Origin of the sequence: Streptococcus oralis (assembly GCF_021497945.1) — a bacterium.
GTDB classification, from domain to species: domain Bacteria; phylum Bacillota; class Bacilli; order Lactobacillales; family Streptococcaceae; genus Streptococcus; species Streptococcus oralis_BR.
The window spans coordinates 751,445-776,298 of sequence record NZ_CP046524.1 but is presented as its reverse complement, the minus strand read 5'-3'; the positions used below and the strand labels follow the sequence as shown (position 1 = coordinate 776,298).

Below are 24,854 nucleotides of genomic sequence, written 5' to 3'. Positions count from 1 at the left end.
TATGGACAATTTTATTTAATGTGAATTTTATTAGGATAATCTGTAATACCCAATAAATAATCTGTACTTACATTATAAAAATTTGAGAGATCGATTAAGACTTCTGCAGTGAGAGTTCGTTCTCCGCGCTCTATCTTTGAATATGCTGAAGTTGTAAATGAAAGTAATTTTGCTAATTCTTTTTGGGTTAAATCACGATCTTCCCTCAAATCCCTTAATCGTCTGTACATACAGCTTTCTCCTGAGAAAAGTATAATATATAAAACTAAGAAATCATTCAAAGTGTCCAAATTGGACATTTTGAACTAAAGTTAATTTATTAAACACTTCTCATAAGCTCATCTATTATAGGTAAGACAATATTAAGAAAGACGGTCAAAATCTATTAACCGTCTAAAAATGTTATAAGCTATTAAAAAATCAGCAGTAATCCGGTAACAAAAGTCACATAATTTTGTTATGGAAGGAATTAATGATGTACAGATTTCTGTAAACCAGCAAATTGAAAAAAGATCAACATGATATTTTGATTGTGAATCTCTTACTTTCAGAACATAAAAATTTTATAATAGGCACGATTTAACAATAAAATTATCCGTTGCATTAACAGATGTAGATAAGCCACTCCATCGATTCAAAGCAATTAATAAGATTTTATATTGTTTTATCTTCGAAGATTCACAAATCAATGTTTACTTACAATTATTCTGTGTATTTCAGAAAAACCAACAATATCAAGTGTTTTAGACATTTTTTCTCCTAATAGTTCATCAATATCTACAGTTCTATCATCGTTTTCTAAGGAGAAAATTCGAATAGAATTCCGTTTTTTATTTCTATATGAATACCTCTATCCTTGAGAATATAAGAATATTTTGCTACTATCCATTCATGAAATATTCCGTATTCATCTTTTAGTTTTCTGAAATCAATAGAATTAACCTCTTGATTCCTAAGCATGTTTTCAACTTTATTCAATCTCTTAGCTATGTAAATAGAGAAATAATTTATTTTTTCTATACTTTCCTCAAGCTGTCTCTTCTGCTGAACGTTCAAATCAGTATAATCTAAACTGTGAACAATATTAAAAGATAAATCAACTAATTTTTTCTTTGATAAATTGGAGATAGTTTTTGAGACTAATAAAAAAGCTAATTCACGTATAATTTTTTCAAAAAATATCCCTGTTTTTTATTTGAAATTTCTCAATATTTTTCCAATCATATATATTTTAGACGGTATTCCTGTTTTTATGTACCAACTACGAAACTCTAGTTCTTTATCACATCATACATATATGTGTTGTCTATCCCTCGAGAAATCAATTTTTTATCCTCGTCACGGTTTTGAGGACACAATTTATCAGTTTCTAGTTTAGCATTTTTTTATGTTTTATCATATCTGGACAATCTGTTAACCCTAATAGGTAATCCGTACTAACGTTATAGAGTTTAGAAAGCTGCACAAGGACATCTGCCGTTAGGGCAACCTCTCCTCTCTCAATTTTTGCATAATTTGTATGAGGGAAGGAAAGTAAATTTGCAACAAATTTTTGGGTGAAATCATGATCTTCTCTCAAATCTCTTATCCGTTAGTACATCTAGCTATCTCCTAAGAAAAGTATATGTCACTTTCAGAAAAAGCTGGGAAATTGTCATAATATGACAGAAGTTTTTTATCTGTCTATTTTTTACAAAAATCAACACCGATTGAATAACTCATCATAGTAATTACTTCAATGCCATTTCGAATTCATTTTAAACTCTTCAATGCAAATTTTAAGAGTATACAAGTTAGTAAGTCACCTACTCCTACAACTCCAAAAACAAGTAATGTTTTAAAGTTAAAATATGAAAATACAACCGTTCCTAAAGGCATTAACATTAAAGCAAAAAATGCAATTATACTAAATACCCTTCCTAAATATTCCTTTTCAATTGTAGACTGTAAATACGATAACATTTGAACATTAAAAATTGTCATAGCTAATGATGATAATGAAAACAAAAGTAAAGTAATCGACCAGATCTTCACTAAAGGAATCATAATCAGTGGTAAAGATGATATCAAAAGGAATGTACTATATTGGTTTGACGAAAAACTTCTTTTAAAAAAATTATTCGATACAGCCCCAATAATATTCCCAACTGCTTGACCAATTAAAATCATGCCATATAACTTATCCAAATCGTACATTTTATTAATAAACGGTAAATAAAAGTTTATTCCTGATGAAAAGAAGTTAATCATCGAACTTGAAATCAGTAAAAGAAGTAACTCTTTATTGTTATAAATGTAACTAAATCCATACTTTATTGAAAAGGCGTCAGATTTTTGGGGAGAGTTATCAAAAAAATTTAATTCAGTGAAAAAAACTGATAAACACCCAGATAATAAAAAACTAAGAGAATTAACTAGCATTCCATATTTATATCCTACTAATGCTATCGTGAGCATCCCAATAACTGGAGATAGGATACTCAAAAATTCCGAAATTGATTTTGAATAAGAATTATATTTAATAATGTTATTTTTACTTAATAAATCTCCTACTATTGCTCTATAAGCAGGAGCATTAAATGCATATAGAATTGCTAAACAAATATTTGTAACTATCAACATATATACATTACTTTCACTATAAAACATAAAAACTATAAAGGTAAGTAAACTAGCTATAAAATCAGTAACAATTAATATTTTTTTCTTATTCTTACTGTCCGCAAATACACCTCCAAAAAGGCTGAATAACAATTGTATAATGATCTCTGAAAATTGATAAATCCTCATGTAGTAATTTGATTTACTCTCCGAAGAAGCTATAACCAATTTATTGGCATAATCATAAATTGTAGTGCCAAATTCATTTAATTGACTACTGATAATTAATAGAAAAATATTCTTTTTTTCTAATTTGTTGTTTTTTGATTCCATCTAAATATCCCTCCCATGGTATTCAAGATAAAAAATTCTCAAATTCTTGTTTGACTAGTTTACAAAACTCTTCCATGAATTCTAGTGAATAGTGTTGTGAGTCGCTAGTAATACTAATTTCAAATGCATTGTCTGTCTTTTCAAGAAGTACCATAAAAATTGATTTTTGATAATTATGGAAGTGAATATAAAGCTTTTTCTACATTTTTGGTATTATAGTCAATATTTTTAACTACACCTAAAATAAATACACTAGCATCCAATGGTATCATAAACCTCATAATCTCCCTATCATCTAAATGTTGATTTTTATTTTCAAACATTTTACATCTTTTTTTCAATCTTTGCAAGTTTTTTCTAGTATGAAGCACCCATGTTTCTCTGATTACCCCTATTTTTTAAAAAGATAAATTGCAAGAATAAGTGCAACATTTTTACCACTTATTTGAAAGTACCTCGAAGGGTGTTCTGTAACCTAAACATTTGCGTGGTAGATGGTTGATATGAAACAGTGCTGAGAACAAGTCTTCATCACTAAAGCTTGTTAAATCAGCCTTCTTAGGGGAATATTCTCTGAGTAAACCATTGGAGGTTTCGTTATTTCCCCTTTGCCAAGAAGCATAGGTATCCTCAAAGTAAAAATCAATACCAAGATCTTCTATCAAAGGGTAACAAGAGAATTCCTTTCCATTACAGAAATTTCATCACTACTATGGCTTCGGCTGAGAGCCTGCCCCAGCCATTGTTATTCAACGAAGAATAAGTTGATAACAACAATAGGCGAGGGTACTTCTTATGATTAGTTGTTACTACGTCTTATTTACTCCCATGAGACCTCACGGGATAAGTCGTACAAAGAAAAAAAGCAACGATTTTACGCTGCTTTTTACATCATGGATATTGATTAGCTATCAAAAAAATAAAATGGTTCACCTATTTAGTTTACTAAATCAATCTTCAAAGTAATCCTCTAGAAGCAAGTTATTATTTAGAATGCATAACTTTTTAAAATGTAATCTTTCTTGAAAATATGTGTCATGACAAACCAAAAGTATCGAACCTGGATAACTTAATAAGAATTTTTCTAGTGCATTAAGTGAGGTAATATCAAGAAAGTTTGTTGGTTCATCTAAAATAAGAAAATTTGAATCGCTCAGAAGGACTGATGCAAGTTGGCCTTTAACTTGCTCACCCCCAGAGAGCTTGCCAAACGGAACAAATATTTTATCAAATTTTAAATCTAGCATTGCAAGAAAGTTTATAATTAATTGTTTATTATGACTACTTGTTTCATATATATTATCAAAGAGTGTTTTATCTTGGTCTAGTGTATTTAATTCTTGACTAAAATACCCAATTTTTAAACCTTTTGAAAAATATCCATCTATTTCTTGATTTACTATACTTTTTAATAATGTAGTCTTTCCAGATTTATTTCTTCCAGTTAACAACCATTTTTCTCCAAACCTCATTTTTATTTGAGGTATATAAAGATCTATAAAATTTGTACTTAGCTTGCTTTCTTTTAATTCGATCATTGTATTAGAAGAATACTCTAATGTGGAGCTTATTGTTTTAAACTTAATTTGTGTTTTAGGTGAAGGTCGGGAAGGTGCAGTCAATCTACTTAATCTTTTTTCAATAGCTTTGGCTGATTTGGCCATGGCTTTTTCTTGACTATCGTAGCTCCCCATTTTTGAACGCGCTTTCCAGTCTGAGTTGCTGATTCTATTAGAACTTTTCTTACTAATTTTTTTTGATCTTATCTTTTTATTTTCTAATTCTTTAGTTAACCTAGCCACCTCATTGTTATATTGAGCAATATTTTTCCAACATTGCTCTTCTATTTGATTTCTTTCATTTTCAAATTCCGTAAAATTTCCTTTGAAAACTCCTATTTGACTCCTTTCAATGAAAACAATTTTTTCTATAATATTATCTAGTAAAAAACGATCGTGACTAACCAAAATTATTGTACCATCAAATTTCGATATTCTATGAATTAACCATTGAACATTATGCTGATCCAAATGAGATGTCGGCTCATCTAAAATTAGTATAGAGGTTCTTGAAGAAAAGGCCTCCTTTAATAACTTTAAAGAAATCTCTCCTCCTGATCCATCTCTAATCTCCTTAACTTGAGGAACATAAGCAATATCTCCATTCACTGTTATCATACCTTTGTAATCATTATCTTCCTGGATAATCATTCTTAGCAAAGTTGTTTTTCCTACACCATTACTCCCCACAATGCCTATCCGTTCACCATGATGAAGAATTAACTCAGGTATTTGAAGGATATGTCGTGAATTAATTTGTTTTTCGATATTTTTCATGCGGAGAACTTCCATATCAGCTCCTATATTTCAAACTATTCTTCAGCGTACATTGACGATTGCATTTTATACAATTTTCTATAATACTCATCCTTATTCATTAACTCATTATGAGTTCCGAATGAATGAATTTCTCCGGATTTTAACACCAAAATTTTATCAGCAAATTTTACACTCGCAAGTCTGTGAGTAATATAGAAAACAGTTTTTCCTTGTGTCAATTGCAGAAAATCTTGAAATAATTCATATTCTGCTTTGGCATCAATTGATGCCGTCGGCTCATCTAATATTAAGATTGGTGCATTTGAAAAAAACGCTCTTGACAGTGCAACTTTCTGCCACTCCCCGCCAGATAATTCTTTCCCACCATCAAATTTTCTTCCCAAAACTTGGTCTAATGACATATCTTTCATATTAAACCGACCTTTATCAAGCGCTTTAGTTATATCTTCATTTTTAAATATCCTAGATAAATCGGACAGTGCAACATTCTCTCTTAATGAAATATCAAATTTAGAAAAATCTTGGAAAATTGAAGTAATCTGCTTTCTATAATCTGTCAATTCATATTCTCTAAGTGACTTATTGTTTACTATTATATCACCCGAATAGTTAGGATAGAAAGCACATAGCAATTTGACTAGAGTCGTTTTTCCAGCTCCATTTTCCCCAACTATTGCAATTTTCTCTCCCTCAGCTATTTTAAAGCTAACGTTACTTAATACCAAATCAGAATTGTTTGAATAAGAAAAGTTAACATTTCTAAATTCTATGATATCATCACCAAAATTATTTTCAGTTTTAGTAATTGGTACTTCTGTACTTAGCTCATCTTCAATTTCAATAAACTTAAAAAAGTTTTCCATGTAGAGGAGAGTGTCATAGAGGAGTGAACTATCTTCTACAAGTCTAGCCATACTATTTATTGAGTAGATAATACTAGTAGAAAACACAAAAATAACACCTAAATCTAAAACACCTTTTTTGATTTGAATAATAACATATCCAAACATTAAAATTATGACGATACTATTAAGAGTTATAAATAAAGCTGAAGTGGTAAATTTTTTTCTCCGATCAACTTGGAGCTTGTCAGTTATTGATGTAAATACATCTGTATATTTTGTAATAAAAAAGATATATAAATTATAAAGCCGAATATCTTTAATGTGATTGTTACTCAAAAGAACCTGACTATAATAATCTAACTTACGAGATTCTTCACTATTAGACACAAGTGTTTCAAATGCCTGTTGCTGAATTCTATAAGCTATGATACCTTGTGGAATCAATACAACAAACAGTAGTAAACTTACTAGTATATTCACAGAGCTAACCATTAACAGCATAGAAGCAAATACAATTGCATTGGAGATAAGGCTAGTTCCAAATACTAATAAATTTACTGGACGCCAACTTGCTTCTGAACTAAGCAACTGTATATCGTTATAGAATTCGCTATCTTCAAAATAACTAATATTCTGTAATCTCTCTGATTTACGCATCAACTCCGTATTTAATTGATACGTCAATAAATCAGTCATGCGACCTTGTATCATCACGAGCAGTGGGGATATTAGATTGTTAAGAAAGAAAGATACCCCCCAAACCGCAATAAGCATAGTAAGATTTATGGAATTCAAAGAGGATATTTTATTGACAACTATGTTAGTAATAAAAATACTGATAGAAGGAAGAATAGATTGTATAGGAACCATTAAAATCATCCACAACATTATAGACTTTGATGTTTTCCACACAAAATTCAAACTTTTTAGATATAAATTTAAATAGTTAAATATTTTTTCCATGTTCAATCTACCTTTTAATAAAATTTTAGGCTAGAATAAACTCTAGCCTAAATTATATAAGTGCATACTTTAATTTCTAAGCGTTTAGCCAGAATACAACAACACAATACTAATTAGCCTGTGCACTTAGTTGCACCTCTTCAGCTTGTAATCTCCAATTAAATGGCATACAATAAGTTTCATACAATCTTATGACTTCACTATTTTCCAAGTTAGATTGTTCTAAAACATGGTATCTATCTCGCATACTACCACCTTGGTCTTGAAGAATACATTTCTGATACGGTGCCAACGTAAACAAAGTAAATTTATTTCCTAACTCATCAAACTCAAATACTTCAACGGGTTTATCATATGAATAATATACATCTATATTATTCGCAACCACTTCAATAGTAACTTGACTACGAGCTGTAAAACAACTTGTTCTATATTTAGCTCCTGCTTCAATTGTCTGATAAGAAGGAATAACATGAACATGTCCAAAATGAACTGGAATTACTCCCTTAACTGTCATTTCTAAACAGAATTGACTTTCAGGTGCAAGTCTATAAATATTTTCATATGAGTCAGCAATCTCAACAAATGAATTATTTGTATCAACTAGGGCATCCGCACCAAGAATCATCCCTGCTTCAAGCGAATAAACCTCATCTTGATATCTCACAGTTGCATCACTGCCTGAGACATACCTTACAATACAAGGATTGTTTCCTTTTTGGAAATCACCAAGTTTTGTGTAGTGACGCTCATGATTTCCGATATCATCAATAGTAGTATATAAACCAACAATATTATTTATTATAATCCCTCCTAATATATAAAAATGTATGCACTCCTATCCCAAATAATTAATCTGCCTTACCGACATCAAGCCCTCCAGAATTACCTTGGGTTCTCACCTGTTTTTCATATTGGTAATCTAAGTATTTTGGGGTCAGTACAATCTGGTTGCTAGGGCTTTATTATGCTGTATCTTACTAGGGATGATGATCTTTTTCAGAATTGCTCATAATATGTGTAAATATTTCTTTATATTTATATTTCAGATATTTTTCGTGTAGAATGAATAAAGCTACGTAAACAATCATAAAAACAATAGATAAATACAGCGTATCAAATGTGCTATGTCCAAAATAAGTTGCGGACTCATAAGATCCAATAGCTCCTAAGATCAACCAAGGAATATACTTGTAATACTTAGTTACCATAACACAGTCCCTCCTTTAATTAAACTAATGAGAATATCTAAAACTAAAAGTCATACCTGTACGTGTAGGATTATAAGGATCTAAGGTCATCAAAGTGCTAAATTCTCAAACCAACTTCTACCGCCAATAAACGTGGAAGTTAATTTGTCAAAACAATGCTATTAAAAAATAAAAGGGAAAACTTTTTTGTTAAATAAGGTTATCGTTACTATTAACCAAATATAGTTTTTAGCCAACCAACTATATGTGGTCTAAGTAATGGGATTAAGAATCGACCTACAAATAGACCTAAAATAAATATTAGAAACATTTTTTTGAAGCTTCTTTTGTTCATCTATGGACAGATTCCCGAAAAGTATATTTTTAATTTTTCTAAGTACGTCTAGACGTTTTAAAACTCATGTTGTGATTGAATTACGTTCAATACTTCTTGCATACTTCCAGCCTTCCAATTTGCCTTAGCATTAAATAAAGGCAATGGGTAATCGTAATATCCAATAGTATCAATACCAGCACTAGTTGATACCTGTATCCCTGAGTACAAATCTTCAATAGCAATTGTCATCCGAAACAATATAATCAAAATAATTCTTCAAATCCAGTTTTTCAAGACTTATTTCTATACTTTTTCTTCCTTTCTCTGTGAAAATCGCAAATTTTTCCCACTTTTTCTCAATGATTTCAATACTGAAACAACATCTTTCCAGAACTTCAATCATTTCTTTTTATGTTAATTCATTATTAAACTAAATCTTTGGAGGTAATACGTTTTCAAAGCTACTTTTTTACCATAGATTTTGAGCCTTCAACACATATTACTAAGCCAAAAATGCTCTAAATTTTTGAAATTCTAACAAATTACACCCTTGTACATTAGAATCACTTCTTTAAAATAAACAAAGTATAAATTTCTAATTATCTTTTTATATTTTCTTAAATGCTCGTAAAGCCTTATTCTATGTGCTTTCGAGTATTTTTACTGTAGGAAGATACTTCACGTTTCTTTGCATATTTCCTCATGTCTTAGCTGTCAGAAGTGGTAAATAAGTAGTAAATTCATTTGTACTACTAAGCAACAAGACGCTCCTGTTGCTTCTCTTTATTCAAGCGTTTCATTTCTGCCATTGCAGAATCGAATGTTGCATGTGCGTAATAGTTCAGCGTCATGGCTATATTAGCATGTCCCATAATGTACTGTAATGCCTTTGGATTCATTCCTGCATTTGCATAGTTGGTACAGAATGTATGTCGCAAACTATGTGGAGTGATGTGTGGCAATTTATCCTCGTTATACTTATTGTATTTCTTAACAAGACCTTTCATCATGCCGTTGTAATCACTTGCCACTTTTGGATAGTTCTTTCTATTAAGAAAGAGGAAATCACTATATCCATCAATCTCAACACGCTTATCATTCTTTCGATTCGCTAACACTCGCTTAAATGCTTGATAGGCTTCTTCAACCATAGGAACTTGACGTTCGCCACTTTTGGTCTTTGGTGTTTCAATGTAGTACCCAATTTCAGTATCTCTCAATAGCTGATGGTCTATATTGACAAGACGATTCTCAAAATCTAAATCTGGAAGTGTCAAACCACCAAACTCTGAAATACGAAGACCTGTTTTTAAGAGTATCAGAATTTCATCATAATTTTTGCTGTAGGTTTTATCAGCTTTTGCAAAGGCTAACAGTTTTTCTTCCTGTTCTTCTGTTAGTACGGTCTTAGGGACAGTATCATCATCAAGAACTGCTTTCAGTTGAAAGTCAAATGGATTCTTCCGAACACAATCATCTTGTATAGCAATATAGAATGAAGCCTTTAAAGAACGTTTGTAGTTATTGATGGTTTGATAAGCATAACCATTTTCACTCATTCTAATAGCCCATTCTTTAGCGTCTGATGGCTTAATACTGTCAATACTTCTTACACCTAACTTGTCTTTCTTCAAAATATCCATAAGATATTTGCGTCCAGTTTCAGTGTTTTTTCTAACCTTTGGTCTTTGAGCGTTCTGTTTTGCGTAAAGCTGGCAGAGTGTCATTTTCTTTCCTACAACATCAATACCATCATGAATGTCTTTCTGTAACTCTGCGATTTTCTCTCTAAGTGAGATACAATCACGCTTTCCTGCTGGTACTCGGTCTGTAGCCACAAGTTTCCACGAGTAAACAAATTGCGGTTCTCCAAATGAATCTATATATTTGTATAAGTATCTTCCGTCTTTTCGTTGGCTCTCTCCAGTCTTTAAGATTCGACCTTTATTGTCACGTCTTTTTTCTGACATGGCATTTGCTCCTTTCCTTTATGGAAAGAGCCTTGATACGACTTAATACTATTTTATCATATACAAGACCCTTTGGCGACGCTAGATTGCGTCCAATGTATCTATAATTTTTTCAAATTGTTTTCGTTTAATCTGAATACGATTGCCATTCATAATCAGCCAATTTGCATTTTTATTTTCCTCTGCCAAGCGTCGTAGCTTGTTTTCGCCAATACGAAAATATTTTGACGCTTCTTCAATGGTTAGGGTATAACGTTCCCAAATAGGAATGTCAGTCTGCTTCATAAAATCCTCCTTTCCAAATCACTTATTTGGATTTCATAAAAGTTGTTTTACCAGCAATCGAACAGCTTTAGCAAAGCTCACGGGAGTTCCACCCCTGCATGGTTCTCATGTAGCCATACTCATTGCCTGCGACGGTTTTATCACGCTCGGACTATTGACTGTATGGGAGTATCATTATCACGATAAGAATGTCGTTGCAGGCAATCCTGCTAAAGATTGCTTCTCGGATCACTAACATGAATCGCTCGCTATCTTTATAAGATAGGTCATGGCGGTTAGTTCCGTTGGCTCTTTTCTTATCGAAACGTATTCGATTACTTTTATTCAGTTTTCAAAGAACAATGGCTCGTTAGCCTATCAAAACACATTGAAAGCTCAATATGCTTTGGTGGAATAACAAACCTCCCTGTTCGGGAAGCGTGGAATGGTTTAGCACGCTTCCACGAAAGGAGAGAGGATATTACTTAATTTCAAATGACAAAATCTTTGTAATCAGTCTGGTTTCCATTCTTCCACGTAAGACTTCATCAACGACCATACTTTGATTGCCATATTCATCTTTCATAAGTCGTAGGGAACGCTTCGTTATGTACCCTCTGTAATGATGTAGAATCTGGTTAATCGCTTCGGTATCGCCATCTGTTGCCTTTACAATGAGAGGAAAGGGAATCATAGGATATTGTGTTTTCATTCTTCAAATTCCTCCATAAACTTTTTAATTAAGGCTAGTCCACTGGTTCTATGCCGATAGACAGTAGAACGGTTCAATTTCAACAGGTCTGCAATTTCTGAATCGCTCATGTCCATAAAGTAAAACAGCAGTAGAATTTCACGTTTCTTGTCTGGCAACTCACGTAATGCTTCACTCAACAAATCATTTTCAACGCCTACTGATAACCCATTGAGTGTAAAAATCTGAAAGTCAGTTGAATAGTTATCTGTTGTCGCAAACTGGCTAACAAGATAATCGCCAACATCCGAAAAGGACACCTCACGCTTTGCAATCCTTGAAAGATAAAGCATATAATTCTTTCGCTCGTCTTCCATAGCACGTTTACAGATATAGTCAAACTGATTTTCTATTGTGGTCTGAAAAGAAGATGGTTTCATGTTTCTCACCCCCTTTCTGTCTAGGAAAGGAAGTGAGCCTTGCTCGTTTATCTCCTTTCACTCTTAGTCCCAATGTGAAAGGGGGATTTGTTGCATTACTGATAAATAAACTTTGTAAAAAAGTTCTGAATAGCCAAAAAAGCATATAAACAGATTTATTTCTCTGTTTACATGCTTCTGTTATTCTATCTATATGATTTATAAAACCACATTGGTGGACGTACTTATCTATTGCAGATAGACGACTTTTTTTGACAAGAACCCAATGTAAGGAAATTTATTGTATATGATGTACTTCATGGCGACGTTGACCTCCAACAAACCGCCATTTGGAAGTAATATACAATATTTTAACAGCGTAAATAGCACTACCATATAACGGTTTTTTTTATTGGCGTTTAGTAGTGCTTTTTATTAAATATAAACCTATAAACCATATAACACGTTTTTCTATACCTGTTTTTAATTCAGTAGGAACAATAAAATGTATAGAGGTGGTCTACTATGCGTAAAAAAGAAGATAAATATGATTTTAGAGCCTTTGGTTTAGCCATTAAAGAAGCTCGATTGAAACGAGGTTTAACTCGTGAACAAGTGGGAGCATTGATTGAAATTGACCCACGGTACTTAACTAATATTGAAAATAAAGGGCAACACCCCAGCATACAAGTTCTTTATGACCTTGTATCGTTACTTCATGTTTCCGTTGATGAATTTTTCTTACCTGGGGTCCCGAGCGCTTAGTGGGAATTTGTATCGATAAGGGGTACAAATTCCCACTAAACCAATGTTTCAAGGCCTATTTATTTTTTATATTCAATTCTCTTAAGTGTTTAGGAATAGATAACAAGTCAAATTTATACTCTCCAAGAAAAGTGATATGCTCCCAATTAATAGGAGATACATGCTTCATATACTTAGTTACTTCGGGATCTATTTTGACGAGATAATTATAAGCTGCTTGTAAGTAGACGGCGTTCCATATACTTATTGCATTTATTAACACATTAAGCGCACTAGCACTTTGAAGTTGTCGGCGAATATCGCGCTCCATAAATTTTCCGCGTCGCCCAAAAAATAGTTCTCTAGCTAAAGCATTAATCGCTTCTGTCTTATTTAGTCCATGAGTGATCCTTCGCCGTAGCTCACTATCTGTAATATAATCTATCATAAAAATGCTCTTTTCAATGCGACCTAGTTCTCTCAGTGCAAGAGCTACTCTATTCTTACGTGCGTATGAGCCTAGCTTTCCTAATAGTAAAGAACTAGATACTTTTCCTGTTTGAATCGAATAGGCGATTCGTTTAATTTCATCATAGTTTTCTTCAATAATTTTTACATTGATTTTTCCGCTTATATCTTCTGATAAGTTAGGGTAGTAGGAAGGTGATTTGATAGAAAATAATTGTGATTTTTTTATATTTCTGATGCGAGGTTCAAAATCAAAGCCTAGTAATGCGGTCATTCCAAACACCTGATCAGAATACCCATTTGTATCAGTAAAATGTTCCTCAATATCTAGATCTGTTTCATGATAAAGTAGGCCATCAAGGGTATGAGTAGCTTCCCTTGTATTAGTTGAAGCAACCTCGATATGATGAGTCGTATGCCTATCATTTATTGATCGAATCATTGTAGCTCCTTTTTCCATACTTTTGTAATGTGGATTAACATCGGATTTTAGAGCTGAGACGCCCACTGGGACGCGCATTCCGTCTGAAGCAGTGGTTTTTCCTTCACCCCAAAAGTCTGCAACAGGAAGCTTTAACTGATAATTAACCAAAACAGATTGAGCACGAGTCAGAGCTTCTTTATAAAAGCGCCATTGTTTGGCATTGGCTAACTGAGAATAAGAAATTCCAGGAGTTGATTGGGCCATTTTTTCAAGACCAATATTCATCCCTAAACCCAGCAAAGCAGCAAAAATAATTTTTCTTTCTTGTTCACTCGGCGGTTTCCCTGTAGAATCATGACTAAATTCTTGTGAAAAGTTGGTCCAACTGTCCACCTCAATTAAAAGATCACTAAGCCTTATCTTAGGAATTATTGAATAAAGTTTTTTTCTATATATTTCTGCTTCGCTAGGTGTAACTTTTTCCAACTTTTTAAGGTTTGCTCTTGAAATTCTCTTATCAACTGTCGAATAAAATTGAAGCTGTAAATCTAAAATTATTTCCCGATCCTTTAAATAGTCCTCAAACGTGTCTGGAATAGTTTCTGAATCAATACAAGCAGATAAATCAACTAAGTAATCATCAATATTTCGATGGATCATACTTCCTTCAACTGAAATATCTCCTGATCGAATATTGTTCTTTAGCTCGGTGAAAGCTACTAACTCATAGTAAGACCGATCTATTTTCCCCTCTTCTGGCCGAACAAGGCTTTTCCATTTTTTACTCACAAAATCAGTAGAAGTATCTGCCGGTATTTTTCTTTTACCACTATTGTGTAAATCAGTTAGTTGAGTTAGGGCCATGAGGACTGGATTTGCTGCCGGAGTTGCTTTGAACGAAAGGGTCCTCAATAACATTGGCGTGTATCTTCGGAGGTAATTAGCTTTATTTCGAACCATTTCTAAATAGCCATGATTTTTATTACCTGTAATTTTTTTAGCTTCTTCTCCATCTTGTACTAAATCTTCCCAAGGCATGATTCGTTCAATTTCGTCAAAAGGATTACTATCATTATCTTTTGCAAAGTGAAGAGCATCAATTAAAGAAGCATAATGTTCCAATTTTTTAGTAGCCAATTTTCCTTTTTCTTTTAACTGTTCTTGTGAATCACGTGTCCCTTTGCGTTTAATACTTGCTAAAATGCGGTCATTAATCTCAATCAGTTGATCGATCAGATATTGATGATGATTGACTAAAAAAGCAATAAGTAAAGAGTATCTTTTTTCAAGCTCAAAACGGGAGAAGTCATATGCATCATAATTTTCCCCTAGTCTAGCTAGCTGAAGAAACCTGTTCCGATTAATATGGGAGACATTAATTGTCCCGAGTCCCATGGAAGCAATCACTTCCACTTTTTTACAAATACTCATAAAGCTTTCTGGATTTGCCTTACCTGGAATGTCTTTTAGCCAAGCGAGTTTAGTTATTTTCGTCTCTTCATAAATTTGAAACAAACTCTCTAGTTTTTCAATTTGTATATCTGTTAATGAACAGAGTAATATTGAAAATAAGTTGTTTTCTGCTTTATCTCGACAGCGGCTTATAATGTCTTCAAGTGTAGCTATAGATGGAAAAATAATTCTTTTTCGAGTTAAGAAATCAATTGTTTTTTTCATTAGATAGATAGAGTCATCATTTTCTAAAGCTAGTTCAATTAAATATTCTATTAACTGTTTTTGTGTATTAGCACTACCGAATCGATGATAGTTGAATACTTCTAAGATCTCGTTGAAGTGATTTGCACGTGTATTTCTATGATCATATGAATTTAAATCAATTGCATCAAGATGGAGCTGTCGACTCACATAAGAAGTTAGTCTGGTTGATTTAATCGGCCAATTACTTAAAGAACACCCAGGATACCGGGCCAAACAAAGTTGTATCGCAAATCCTAGTTTATTGACCTTTCCACGGTGTTGATTAATAACCTCCAGATCATAATCAGAAAAACTAAAATACGCTTTAAAATCCTCTTCTGATAAGTGGTCTACAGAAAGAAGTTGTTCACGCTGTGAAGTAGTTAAAATTCTTTTCATAGCCATATCTTAAGCATTCCTTTTATTGAGGTAACGGTAAAAGGTTGTTTTGCTTAATTTAGAGGCATCAAGAATTTGACGAATAGAATACTCTTTGCTGTCATACATTTTTAAAGCTAAATCAATTGATAGCTTACCTTTACTTGGACGGCCCCCTTTTTTTCCTCGGACTCTGGCTGCCTTAAGACCAGAGTTAGTTCGTTCAATAATAATATCCCGTTCCAGTTCTGCTAAACTAGCCATAACTCGGAAAAAGAATCTTCCCATAGACGTTGAAGTATCTACGTTATCTTGAATAGATATAAAATTGACACTAAGTTCTTCAAATAATTCAGAAAGTTCAATCAAATGTTTAGTTGATCGTGAAATTCGATCTAACTTGTAAATGACAACAGAATCTCCTTCACGTAGTAGGTTGATCATTTCTTCTAATTGCGGTCGGTCTTTTTTCGCACCAGTTACTTTTTCTTGAAATAATTTATCAATTCCATAATGAGTAAGTGCATCAATTTGTAAACTAAGATTTTGATCATCCGTACTCACTCGAGCATAGCCAAAAATCATAAAAAAACCTCCTTAATTTTATAATTTAAATGTACCATAACTCATTAAGTATAACTATATAGGAACTATGAAAAAGGAACGGATTTTGGTACTTGATTTACTTAAAAAACATTTAGAAAAAGCAGGAAAATGAAAAGGTACCATAAACGGTCGTTTATGGTACCATTCAAATTTATCCTTATTGTACAAAATAACAGCGAAATTTTTAAATCTATTCCTTATCGATACAAATTCCCCGTAGGCGCTAGGGACCTCTTTAGCTCCTTGGAAGCTGTCAGTAGTATACCTAATAATTTATCTACATTCCCTTTAGTAACGTGTAACTTTCCAAATTTACAAAAGCGACTCATAGAATTATTTCCTCCCGTTAAATAATAGATAACTATTAAAAATAGACAATACTTGCTCATAAGTAACGGTACTTAAATTGTTTACTTTGGCGTGTTTCATTGCTTGATGAAACTGATTTTTAGTAAACAGTTGACGATATTCTCGATTGACCCATTTTGAAACAAAGTACGTATATAGCTTCCAATATTTATCTGGAACATCTGTGGTATGGCGGGTAAGTTTTATTAAGACACTGTTTACTTTTGGTTTAGGATGAAAGCATTCCGCTGGCAGCTTAAGCAATTGCTGAATCGAGACTTGAGTGTGCAAGAGCAACCCTAGTGTTCGGTGAATATCCAAGGTACGCTTGTAGAATCCTTCTTCAACAATCAGATAGATGTCAGACGCATGGCTTTCAAAAACCACTTTTTTAATAATTTGTGTGCTTAAATGGTAAGGAATATTCCCAACAATTTTATACCTCTGTTTGTTAGGGAATTGAAACTGTAGAATATCTTGGTGAATTAAAGTGACACGAATGTTCAGTTTTAATTTTTCTGACGATAAGTTGAATAGATGACTGTCTAATTCAATAGACGTTACCTGTTTACTTATTTTAGCCAGTTTCGTCGTTAAATGCCCTTTACCTGTTCCAATTTCGTAAACGGTATCGGTTTCTTTTAAATTCAATTGTTTTATTATTTGGTTGAGTACTTTTTCACTCGTTAAAAAGTTTTGAGAATATTTTATATTTTTGTTCATGTAATCACTCCTGAAGTGATTACATCTATAAATAAATACAGAAGTTAAACGATTTGTTTGTAATTTTAGTTATCTGTTTAAAAAGTCATAAGATTAGTCACTGGTAGGAATTAATCTAACGTATTTATTTATCTGCGTAATCACTGTTTTTAGTCTGTTTCAAAACAGTAGATGTTTTATCTACATTACGCATTTGGAATACCAACATGACGAATCCCTCCTTCTTAATTACAAATTTTTAGCATCTAATTTAACTTCAATTCCTATTATACCAAAATTTTAAGATAATGCACTATCAACACACTCTTAAGTTTGCTTCTAAGTCTTATTTCCATAACTTTAGGGTTAACCATACGCAAGACCAATCACTCTCGGACAATACTCATGATTTTAATGATAAAATCCATGTTAAACCCATAGATAAGAAATACACCTGCAATAACCGTTACCTGTTTGTGCCAATTTAAAAATGCACCACTTTTTTATAATTAAAACGGTTGAAAACTGTACCACTAATAACTCACAATAGAGAGATGTCACCGTCAAGTTAAATGTACAAAATAACAGCGAAATTTTTAAATCTATTTCTTATCGATACAAATTCCTCGTAGGCGCTCGGGACCCCTACCTGCTAATAACTTGGTAAAAAGCACCCGACGATTACAGATAGAGAAATACATGGATAGCTTTACAGACAAAGAACTATCCTTAATGGAATCTTTAGCCAGCGGTATCAACGAAGCAAGAAACATCGAAGACTAATTAAAAGAATCCATACATAACGGAAAGAGCCGATAAAATGAGATTGTATTAATCTCATTTTATCGGCTCTGCGTCTTTGCGTCTGGCTCTGTAATCACAGTTACTTTGAACTGCTTTATTTCAATTAAATTTTCTTGTCTGCATTTCGGACAATAGAGGGGGAATTTTTTTAATTCAGTATCTTCCCTTATCTTTAATCGTGTTTTATTTCCACATACAGGACACAATATCCACTTGTAGTTTATAATAACTATCTCCTCCTTTACACTTTAATTCAAATCTTTATTAAAAAATATTTCATCTTATTTAACAAGAAACCATATTTATATAACAACATAAAATACACTAAGTTATTTTATTGAACATATATCGTACTTTATCTATCCGACTATTTGGACGACGGGGCTGGCAAACAGGTTCACCGGTAGTAACATGGTACCCTTTTAACTCTGTTAAACAAACACTACGTCCATTTGTAAAGAAAGTTAAATCACTACGATATTCTTGAATACACCGAGCAGGGATTTCTCCACTAAGAATGACCTCATTATTTTTCAATTGAGTGTCTACGATGTTCGCACAATATTTAGGAGCATCGTTGTATGCTCGTGAAAGATATTCCTGTGGCGCATAAATTTTAAAACTAAGATATGGCTCTAACAATTCTGTTCCAGCTTTTTTTAAGACTTGTTCCAATACAATAGGAGCAAGCATCCGAAAATCTGCTGGGGTACTAACAGGGCTATAGTATAAGCCATACTTAAAACAGATTTTACAGTCCGTCACATTCCAACCATACAATCCTTGTTCACAGCCATAGCGTATCCCCTCCATAACTGCATTTTGAAACGATTGATTTAAGTATCCAAGAGAAACCGAGCTCTCATACTGTACTCCGCTCCCTAATGGAAGCGGTGCTACAGATAGACCAATGGAAGCCCAGAAAGGATTCGGTGGAACTTCGATGTGAATGGTATACTCTGCTTTTTTTAACGGTCTTTCCATATAAATGACTGTAGGCTCTTTTATTTCTATCTCCACATGATACTTTTCTTGCAGCAGAGCACAAGTCACTTCCATTTGTACTTTCCCTAAGAAAGAAAGTATGATTTCATGTGTCGCAGAATCCACATAATATCGCAGAAGCGGGTCACTGTCGGAGATTTCTAAAAGTGCATCAAGTAACATTTCCCTTTGTTGAGGTTTGCTCGGTTCAACAGTCGTTTGCAGCAGAGGGAGGGGATTTTCAATTCTCTCTCTCTGTGGCAATAGCTTTGTATCTCCAAGAACACTATTTAACTTCAAAAACTCATTCTGCAAAATAACAATTTCCCCGGAATAAGCCTTATCGATTTTACATAATTCACCATTTATTGAAGTATACATTTCTGTAATTTTTATTTTTTCCTTTTCCGATATTCTAACCGAATCTCGCAAATGCAGTACGCCACTATAAAGACGTATATATGCAAGACGCTGTCTTTTTTCCGAATACTCAATTTTGAAAACTTTTCCGCAAAGTTCAGACTGACCTCGATGTGTTGATGAATAAAATTTATTCGTAATCACTTCTATAAGGTTATCAATCCCTATATTGTTTTTTGCACTTCCATGATAAAGAGGGAACAGAGAACAATTCTGAAATCTTATGCTTTCCTCTTGTTCGAGTTCCAATGCTTCTAATGATTTACCGGACATATATTTCTCTAAAAGGTCATCGTTTCCCTCTATTACCGTATCCCATTGTTCAGATTCGGTAAAGTTCGTCACACACATATTAGGATACAGTTCTACCTTCTGTTTGATTACAATTTCGGCAGAAAGTTTCTCTTTAATATCCTGATAAACCGTTGATAAATCAATTCCATTTTGGTCAATCTTATTGATAAAAAAGATTGTGGGAATCCCCATTTTCCTAAGTGCATGAAATAATATACGAGTTTGTGCTTGTACGCCATCTTTTGCAGAAATCAGTAGAATTGCCCCATCTAAAACTGATAATGAACGATATACTTCTGCTAAGAAATCCATATGTCCTGGCGTGTCTATGATGTTCACCTTCGTATTTTCCCACTGAAAAGAGGTTATTCCTGTCTGAATTGTAATTCCTCTCTGACGTTCTAAAAGCGTATTATCCGTCCTCGTTGTACCTTTGTCCACGCTTCCTAATTCTGTAATCGCTCCACTGTTATATAATAAGCTTTCTGTTAAGGTAGTTTTTCCTGCATCAACATGAGCTAAAACTCCAATATTAATAATTTTCATGTGATTTTCCTCCATTCAAAAACCCAAAAGGGCATAAAAATCCCAGTGATAAATACTTTTATCACTGGGATTTTTATGCATAACCATAGGCATACAAAGCATACAGATATTCTCCGGATACTTTAGAATCACATGATAAAGGTATTCTTAAACTGGGTACAAAAAACTAAGCCCTCCTAAAAAAGGACATCCAATTATTTGTTCCCACTATCAAATTGACAGTTTATTTAAGAATACCTTGCCGCATATTTATTAACTCCTTTTAAATAGATACTTAAATAATAGCACGTAAGAGCATATTTGTAAAGGAATCTCCAATTTTTTATCAAAGAGAGTACGTGATTACAAAATAGCTGTAATAATGTACCAATATTTGTTATTCTATAATCTTCCAATTACTCCCGTTCTTTTCAAGTACCAAATCAAATTGAGATACCTGCGTTGCTTTGGTCTGCTGGTCGATATACTCCACTGTCAGCGATACCGTGACTTGATTATCCTTACGATTGTGAATAGGATTTACCAGTTCTTGAAAGATGTACTCTTTTCCGATTGGTTTTAATATCCCGTCATTCACATAGTAGGAAAGTTCACTGGCTGTCGCTGTAGGATAGAGCTTGAAGAACGTCGTTAAAAACTCATTGATTTCATTGGTTGTAATGGAATCAACCGTCCCCTCACTTTCAATGGCTTTTGGTTTATAACTTGATTTCTTAGGTATGTTGGTAATGGTCGGATTCTTAACCAGTACCATATTTCCAGAACCATCTACATAGACACTCACTATATAAGCAGAGTGGACGGTCTTTGTATTTTCTCCCTCTGTAATGAGCTGGTCTACACTGTAGGTTACATTAAACTCATTGTCGCCAGTTGGCTCTACCGTCCATATCTGAAATCCTCTTACAGAAGACGATACAGGAATATCTTTGCGTACTGTATCAACATTGAGAGCTTGAAGTTCATCTGTCAGATAGCCTTTTAGACTTTCCATTCGATTATCAATGGACTTATCGGATTGCTCCCATGAATAGTAGACTTTCGCAAAGTTCTCTACAAAATTTTCTACATGATGAGTATCAACGTATTCCTTTTCTATGATAGTTGTTTCGTGAATAGTATGAGTATCTATAGCTGTAAAGTGCTTGAATATCGCAAAGCTGAAACTAAGCCCTAAAAGTACCCACAAGGCAATCACAACCTTTTTATGAGGATTGACCTTATAGTAGACACGAGGTTTCTTTTCCTTTGGTATCTGTTTTTCTTTATTCTGATTTTTTCTAAATTTCATCATTAAATCTTCCTTTCTCATTGTTTGATTCGTCCTGCTCCCACTAAATGCTGTTGCCAGTAGGGGCTTGTTAAGTCGGCATAACCGATTGGGTCGCCTGCATGAAACATACGGTTATTGCCAAGGTATATCCCAACATGAGTAATATAAGAGCCAGCGTTATAGGTAGAATGAAAGAAAACCAAATCGCCAGCTTGTGCTTCCGATAGTGGGATATGCTGGGTCACATCATATTGCTGTTGTGCGGTTCGTGGTAAGTTAATTCCAGCTTTTCCATACGTCCATTGTGTCAGTCCGCTACAATCAAAAGAAGTAGTCGGGGAAGCTCCACCGTAAACGTATCGCCAGCCCTCATATTTCAGTGCTTCGTCCATGATGGCTTGTACCGTATCATCATCAAACTCTGTTGTGACAAGATACTGCGTTACCAGTTGCACATAAAACATATTGCCATAGTTGTATCGCCAGCCCCCATTGATAGGTATGGCTATGGGATTGGGGTAAGACACTTTTTCGCCACCTGAATACTCTTTTGAGAAACTTTGAGCCAGTTCAAAGGTATATTTATTTCCACGATTAGCCACATACCCTAAGAAACCACCACCATAATTGTAGGACTGGATAACCGATTCTAAATCTACACTGAGCCTTTCGCTACTGGCTAATAATTCACTGAAATACTTCACACCTTGCTTAATGGATTCTTCTGTACTCAATGAATTAGGTGGAAGACCGAGGGATTCCGAGGACTGCATAACATCTTCCGCAGTACCGCCCGATTCCACCTGTATAATCGCAAGAAGTATGTTGACATATTCTTCAACGCCATATTCTTTGGCATATTTTTCTACCATAGGCTTATGAGCCAGCACTTCTGCGGAAACATTCACACCTCCATAATGAATATTGGAAATTCCGCTGTCCTGTTCATCTGAAAATAAAATGGCAACAAACAGAAGCAGTGAGAAGACCATCAAGAATAATCCAGAACCACCAATCACTAAAGTTTTCAACTTCATGGTTTCTTACCGACTTTCTTAATGGTGGCGGTTTTGATTGGTGGTCTACTTCTTGTATTTTGTAGTGGTACTCTTTGAACAGTAGACGGACGTTCTTTTGTGATTGGACGTTGTGAAGTTCTATCTGCTGTAGTGGTTGAAGTTGCTGGCTTTTGAACGGTTTTTTCTTGAACGGTATTGCCTTGGCGTTCCACTTTTGGACTTGAAAAATCGGACTTAACTGCTGGACGCTCTTGTTTGGCTTGTTGAGATTCCTTATATGAAGTCTGAATATTAGACTGTTTTGAGGTCTGTTCATCATGATATTGTTCTTGTCTTGTAGTCGGTCTTTCATGAACAGAAGAAGCAGGCTGTTTTTTCTGTTTGACCTGTTCCATTTCAGAGCGACGCTTCGCAATGGTTTTTCGCCTTTGTTCCTGCTGTTCCTTGCGTCCACTGGCTCTGTCCGCTTTGGTTTGAGAAATACTACTGGTTAAATCACGGACATTCTCTTTTACTTTGGATTTTCCTTGATATACTGCATATCTTGCATTGGTCGGCAAATCTTTAACCTGTTCTTTCAAACCACTAGCAGTGTCTACCATTCTGTCTTTGGTATCAGCTACTGTACCGATGGTTTGACCGATACGTTTTCCAAGTGTTGATTTTTCCTTTCCGTCTGGTCGGGAGTGATCTGCTTGTGTCCTTGCAGAACTCCCCGAACCCGACTGTCCTTTTTTACCTGTAACAATGGCAGACCCAGCCCCTAGAGTAGTCATGGAACGTCCAAGTTTCCGCTGTAGACGGTGCATGTGAGCGTGCATAAGCATACGAGGTTTTCTCATCACACGACTTCCCACACTTTGAGAATCGTTACTCTGTAGAGAAAACATACTCATTAAATCGCCCAGCTTGAAGTAGATTCCTGCAAAGGTCACAATCTGTAGAAAAGCAATCAAAAAGAACGGATAACCAGCCGATAAGGTATAGAGCATGGTTGAAATACTAAATGCTGTCGTAATAATCAATGTGATTCCAGCTCGTGTCAAAATGGTATTAAAGAGCTTTGTTATGGCTCGTTTTGACATACCATCAAATGATGGAATCATGCTTAAAATAAAGCTCACAGGCAGAAACATAGCATAGATGATAAAAAGTACCTGCGAGAAAATCATGATTCCTGTTAATAGGAATACAAATATGGAAATCCCAATATTGAAGACAAATAGGAAGAAGACTGTACCTAAACGGTTAATGGTCTTTGTAATGGTTAGATTGGTATTGCTTCTGTCTTCAATTTCTTCCGCAACAATTTTTTCTCTGTCTTCGCCATTGTTGGAATCTGGGCTGGTGGAGAGCAGGCTTTCCACACGGTCAATACCGATACTTTCAATGTCTGAACTGTTGTATTGAAGCAGTAGCCACGGTTGCTGAACCTGTATGGAAAACAGGCTATCTCTGATTAAGTCCACGCTGTCCTTGCCTTGACTATCGGAATGGGGCATGACAATCTTCGTGCCAAGTGATAAACTGGCATTACTGATGTCTGATGAAAAGTCATTGATTTTTTTAATGTAGTCGGGAGCGTAGGCAATAAAGGAAGCCGATAGGATAAACACCAGCACAAAATTCATAATGGCATGAATTGCCTTTGTGGTTTCTCTCTTTATCAGTCCCGTATAGGCAACATAAACCCCAAGAACCAAAATCAAGAGTAAGAGGAATCCAACATAGAAACCCTCTGTTGAAAATCCGTTTGCACTCACACCAGCTAAGGTCTGCATATTCTTACCAATGGAATCTGCTGTAGCGGAAATGAAGTCTAAGGAATAGGCTTCCTGTACTAAGTAACCTGTCGCATTGGAAACATACAAACTGATTGTCCAAATAAAATTGGTAATGGCATATAGTCCATACATGACCTGTTTTCCAATCCCGTCCGACCAGTTCCACGGAAGCCAGCCCCAGCTATTATCCACATAAAAATCCAGTTGATAGTTTTCAAGTGGGTATCGGCTGTATTCATTTGCCACATTGACCGTATCATCTACCAAGCCCGCAGCTTGAACCACCGTTCCCAGCATGGCTAAAAGAAAAATGGCAATCACAAGTGTGAAAGCCACTGTCATTGCCACTTTACCTAGACGTTTCAGCGTCCAGTTTGATTTTATTCTGTTTACTATTGATGGTTTCACAT

Annotated in this window: 22 protein-coding genes and 5 pseudogenes; 3 read left to right on the top strand and 24 right to left on the bottom strand. The window is 34.3% G+C overall.

Translation table 11 applies throughout. The features are described 5' to 3' along the window. Positions 1–11: 11 nt before the first annotated feature. From GOM47_RS04025 to GOM47_RS03975, 11 genes and pseudogenes are all read right to left on the bottom strand, one after another. On the bottom strand, positions 12–230 hold the full coding sequence (locus GOM47_RS04025) for a helix-turn-helix domain-containing protein (protein ID WP_023916206.1): 219 nt from the start codon (positions 228–230) through the stop codon (positions 12–14). A gap of 1,139 nt (positions 231–1,369) precedes the next feature. Next, complete coding sequence (locus GOM47_RS04020) at positions 1,370–1,588, bottom strand: helix-turn-helix domain-containing protein (RefSeq protein ID WP_223842281.1); 219 nt, start codon at positions 1,586–1,588, stop codon at positions 1,370–1,372. A 164-nt stretch (positions 1,589–1,752) separates the two neighbouring features. Further along, on the bottom strand, positions 1,753–2,934 hold the full coding sequence (locus GOM47_RS04015; protein ID WP_002917258.1) for an MFS transporter: 1,182 nt from the start codon (positions 2,932–2,934) through the stop codon (positions 1,753–1,755). Between the two features lie 173 nt (positions 2,935–3,107). Continuing rightward, a complete protein-coding gene (locus tag GOM47_RS04010) occupies positions 3,108–3,257 on the bottom strand; it encodes a hypothetical protein (RefSeq protein WP_000462711.1) in 150 nt (49 codons plus the stop codon). Positions 3,258–3,368: 111 nt separating this feature from the next. Next, positions 3,369–3,623: pseudogene (locus GOM47_RS04005) on the bottom strand (transposase); the annotation flags it as partial. Between the two features lie 261 nt (positions 3,624–3,884). Next, positions 3,885–5,270: an ATP-binding cassette domain-containing protein gene (locus tag GOM47_RS04000; protein WP_171964981.1), complete on the bottom strand. Its 1,386-nt coding sequence runs from the start codon at positions 5,268–5,270 to the stop codon at positions 3,885–3,887. 35 nt (positions 5,271–5,305) lie between these two features. After that, positions 5,306–7,081, bottom strand: a complete 1,776-nt coding sequence (locus tag GOM47_RS03995; protein WP_000411094.1) for an ABC transporter ATP-binding protein — start codon at positions 7,079–7,081, stop codon at positions 5,306–5,308. Between the two features lie 109 nt (positions 7,082–7,190). Then, positions 7,191–7,748, bottom strand: a complete 558-nt coding sequence (locus GOM47_RS03990) for a hypothetical protein (protein WP_001270298.1) — start codon at positions 7,746–7,748, stop codon at positions 7,191–7,193. A 313-nt stretch (positions 7,749–8,061) separates the two neighbouring features. Beyond that, on the bottom strand, positions 8,062–8,292 hold the full coding sequence (locus GOM47_RS03985; protein WP_000256953.1) for a hypothetical protein: 231 nt from the start codon (positions 8,290–8,292) through the stop codon (positions 8,062–8,064). A gap of 1,068 nt (positions 8,293–9,360) precedes the next feature. After that, positions 9,361–10,578: a tyrosine-type recombinase/integrase gene (locus GOM47_RS03980; RefSeq protein ID WP_001291561.1), complete on the bottom strand. Its 1,218-nt coding sequence runs from the start codon at positions 10,576–10,578 to the stop codon at positions 9,361–9,363. A gap of 81 nt (positions 10,579–10,659) precedes the next feature. Further along, complete coding sequence (locus GOM47_RS03975; RefSeq protein ID WP_000814511.1) at positions 10,660–10,863, bottom strand: excisionase; 204 nt, start codon at positions 10,861–10,863, stop codon at positions 10,660–10,662. Between GOM47_RS03975 and GOM47_RS03970 the strand changes: the two genes are divergently transcribed. Beyond that, complete coding sequence (locus tag GOM47_RS03970) at positions 10,847–11,098, top strand: hypothetical protein (protein WP_001845478.1); 252 nt, start codon at positions 10,847–10,849, stop codon at positions 11,096–11,098. The two genes, GOM47_RS03975 and GOM47_RS03970, sit on opposite strands and share 17 nt — an antisense overlap. Before the next feature lie 225 nt (positions 11,099–11,323). On the opposite strand, the gene GOM47_RS03965 is transcribed toward GOM47_RS03970, so the two are convergent. Both GOM47_RS03965 and GOM47_RS03960 read right to left on the bottom strand, forming a co-directional pair. Beyond that, positions 11,324–11,554 (bottom strand): helix-turn-helix domain-containing protein, encoded by a 231-nt coding sequence (locus GOM47_RS03965; RefSeq protein ID WP_000857133.1) that lies wholly within the window; start codon positions 11,552–11,554, stop codon positions 11,324–11,326. Continuing rightward, the gene (locus GOM47_RS03960; RefSeq protein WP_000804885.1) at positions 11,551–11,973 is read right to left on the bottom strand and encodes a sigma-70 family RNA polymerase sigma factor; all 423 of its coding nucleotides are present in this window, start codon (positions 11,971–11,973) and stop codon (positions 11,551–11,553) included. Before GOM47_RS03960 ends, GOM47_RS03965 begins: the two co-directional genes overlap by 4 nt. A 504-nt stretch (positions 11,974–12,477) precedes the next feature. Here GOM47_RS03960 and GOM47_RS03955 point away from each other — a divergent pair. Further along, positions 12,478–12,699, top strand: a pseudogene (locus GOM47_RS03955) (helix-turn-helix domain-containing protein); the annotation flags it as partial. Between the two features lie 73 nt (positions 12,700–12,772). Here GOM47_RS03955 and GOM47_RS03950 read toward each other — a convergent pair. From GOM47_RS03950 to GOM47_RS09675, 5 genes and pseudogenes are all read right to left on the bottom strand, one after another. Continuing rightward, a complete protein-coding gene (locus GOM47_RS03950; RefSeq protein WP_001240982.1) occupies positions 12,773–15,691 on the bottom strand; it encodes a Tn3 family transposase in 2,919 nt (972 codons plus the stop codon). A 3-nt stretch (positions 15,692–15,694) separates the two neighbouring features. After that, positions 15,695–16,249, bottom strand: coding sequence for a recombinase family protein (locus tag GOM47_RS03945; RefSeq protein ID WP_000576156.1), 555 nt, complete (start codon positions 16,247–16,249; stop codon positions 15,695–15,697). A 354-nt stretch (positions 16,250–16,603) separates the two neighbouring features. Next, on the bottom strand, positions 16,604–17,341 hold the full coding sequence (erm(B), locus tag GOM47_RS03940) for a 23S rRNA (adenine(2058)-N(6))-methyltransferase Erm(B) (RefSeq protein WP_001038790.1): 738 nt from the start codon (positions 17,339–17,341) through the stop codon (positions 16,604–16,606). A 124-nt stretch (positions 17,342–17,465) separates the two neighbouring features. Then, positions 17,466–17,549, bottom strand: coding sequence for a 23S rRNA methyltransferase attenuation leader peptide (locus GOM47_RS03935; protein ID WP_001814874.1), 84 nt, complete (start codon positions 17,547–17,549; stop codon positions 17,466–17,468). 48 nt (positions 17,550–17,597) lie between these two features. Further along, positions 17,598–17,682, bottom strand: a pseudogene (locus tag GOM47_RS09675) (MLS leader peptide); the annotation flags it as partial. Between the two features lie 283 nt (positions 17,683–17,965). Here GOM47_RS09675 and GOM47_RS03930 point away from each other — a divergent pair. Then, positions 17,966–18,103, top strand: a pseudogene (locus GOM47_RS03930) (XRE family transcriptional regulator); the annotation flags it as partial. A gap of 59 nt (positions 18,104–18,162) precedes the next feature. On the opposite strand, the gene GOM47_RS03925 reads toward GOM47_RS03930, so the two are convergent. The 6 genes and pseudogenes from GOM47_RS03925 to GOM47_RS03900 all read right to left on the bottom strand — a co-directional run bounded on the left by GOM47_RS03925 (position 18,163) and on the right by GOM47_RS03900 (position 24,852). Continuing rightward, positions 18,163–18,330, bottom strand: a complete 168-nt coding sequence (locus GOM47_RS03925) for a cysteine-rich KTR domain-containing protein (RefSeq protein WP_000336323.1) — start codon at positions 18,328–18,330, stop codon at positions 18,163–18,165. A 118-nt stretch (positions 18,331–18,448) separates the two neighbouring features. After that, a complete protein-coding gene (tet(M), locus tag GOM47_RS03920; protein WP_130884523.1) occupies positions 18,449–20,368 on the bottom strand; it encodes a tetracycline resistance ribosomal protection protein Tet(M) in 1,920 nt (639 codons plus the stop codon). 15 nt (positions 20,369–20,383) lie between these two features. Beyond that, positions 20,384–20,431, bottom strand: a pseudogene (locus tag GOM47_RS09700) (hypothetical protein); the annotation flags it as partial. 313 nt (positions 20,432–20,744) lie between these two features. Next, complete coding sequence (locus GOM47_RS03910; protein WP_001224320.1) at positions 20,745–21,680, bottom strand: conjugal transfer protein; 936 nt, start codon at positions 21,678–21,680, stop codon at positions 20,745–20,747. Then, positions 21,677–22,678 (bottom strand): lysozyme family protein, encoded by a 1,002-nt coding sequence (locus GOM47_RS03905; protein WP_000769868.1) that lies wholly within the window; start codon positions 22,676–22,678, stop codon positions 21,677–21,679. The genes GOM47_RS03910 and GOM47_RS03905 overlap by 4 nt, the downstream gene beginning before the upstream one ends. Continuing rightward, positions 22,675–24,852, bottom strand: a complete 2,178-nt coding sequence (locus tag GOM47_RS03900; protein ID WP_000804748.1) for a CD3337/EF1877 family mobilome membrane protein — start codon at positions 24,850–24,852, stop codon at positions 22,675–22,677. The genes GOM47_RS03905 and GOM47_RS03900 overlap by 4 nt, the downstream gene beginning before the upstream one ends. Positions 24,853–24,854: the final 2 nt, after the last annotated feature.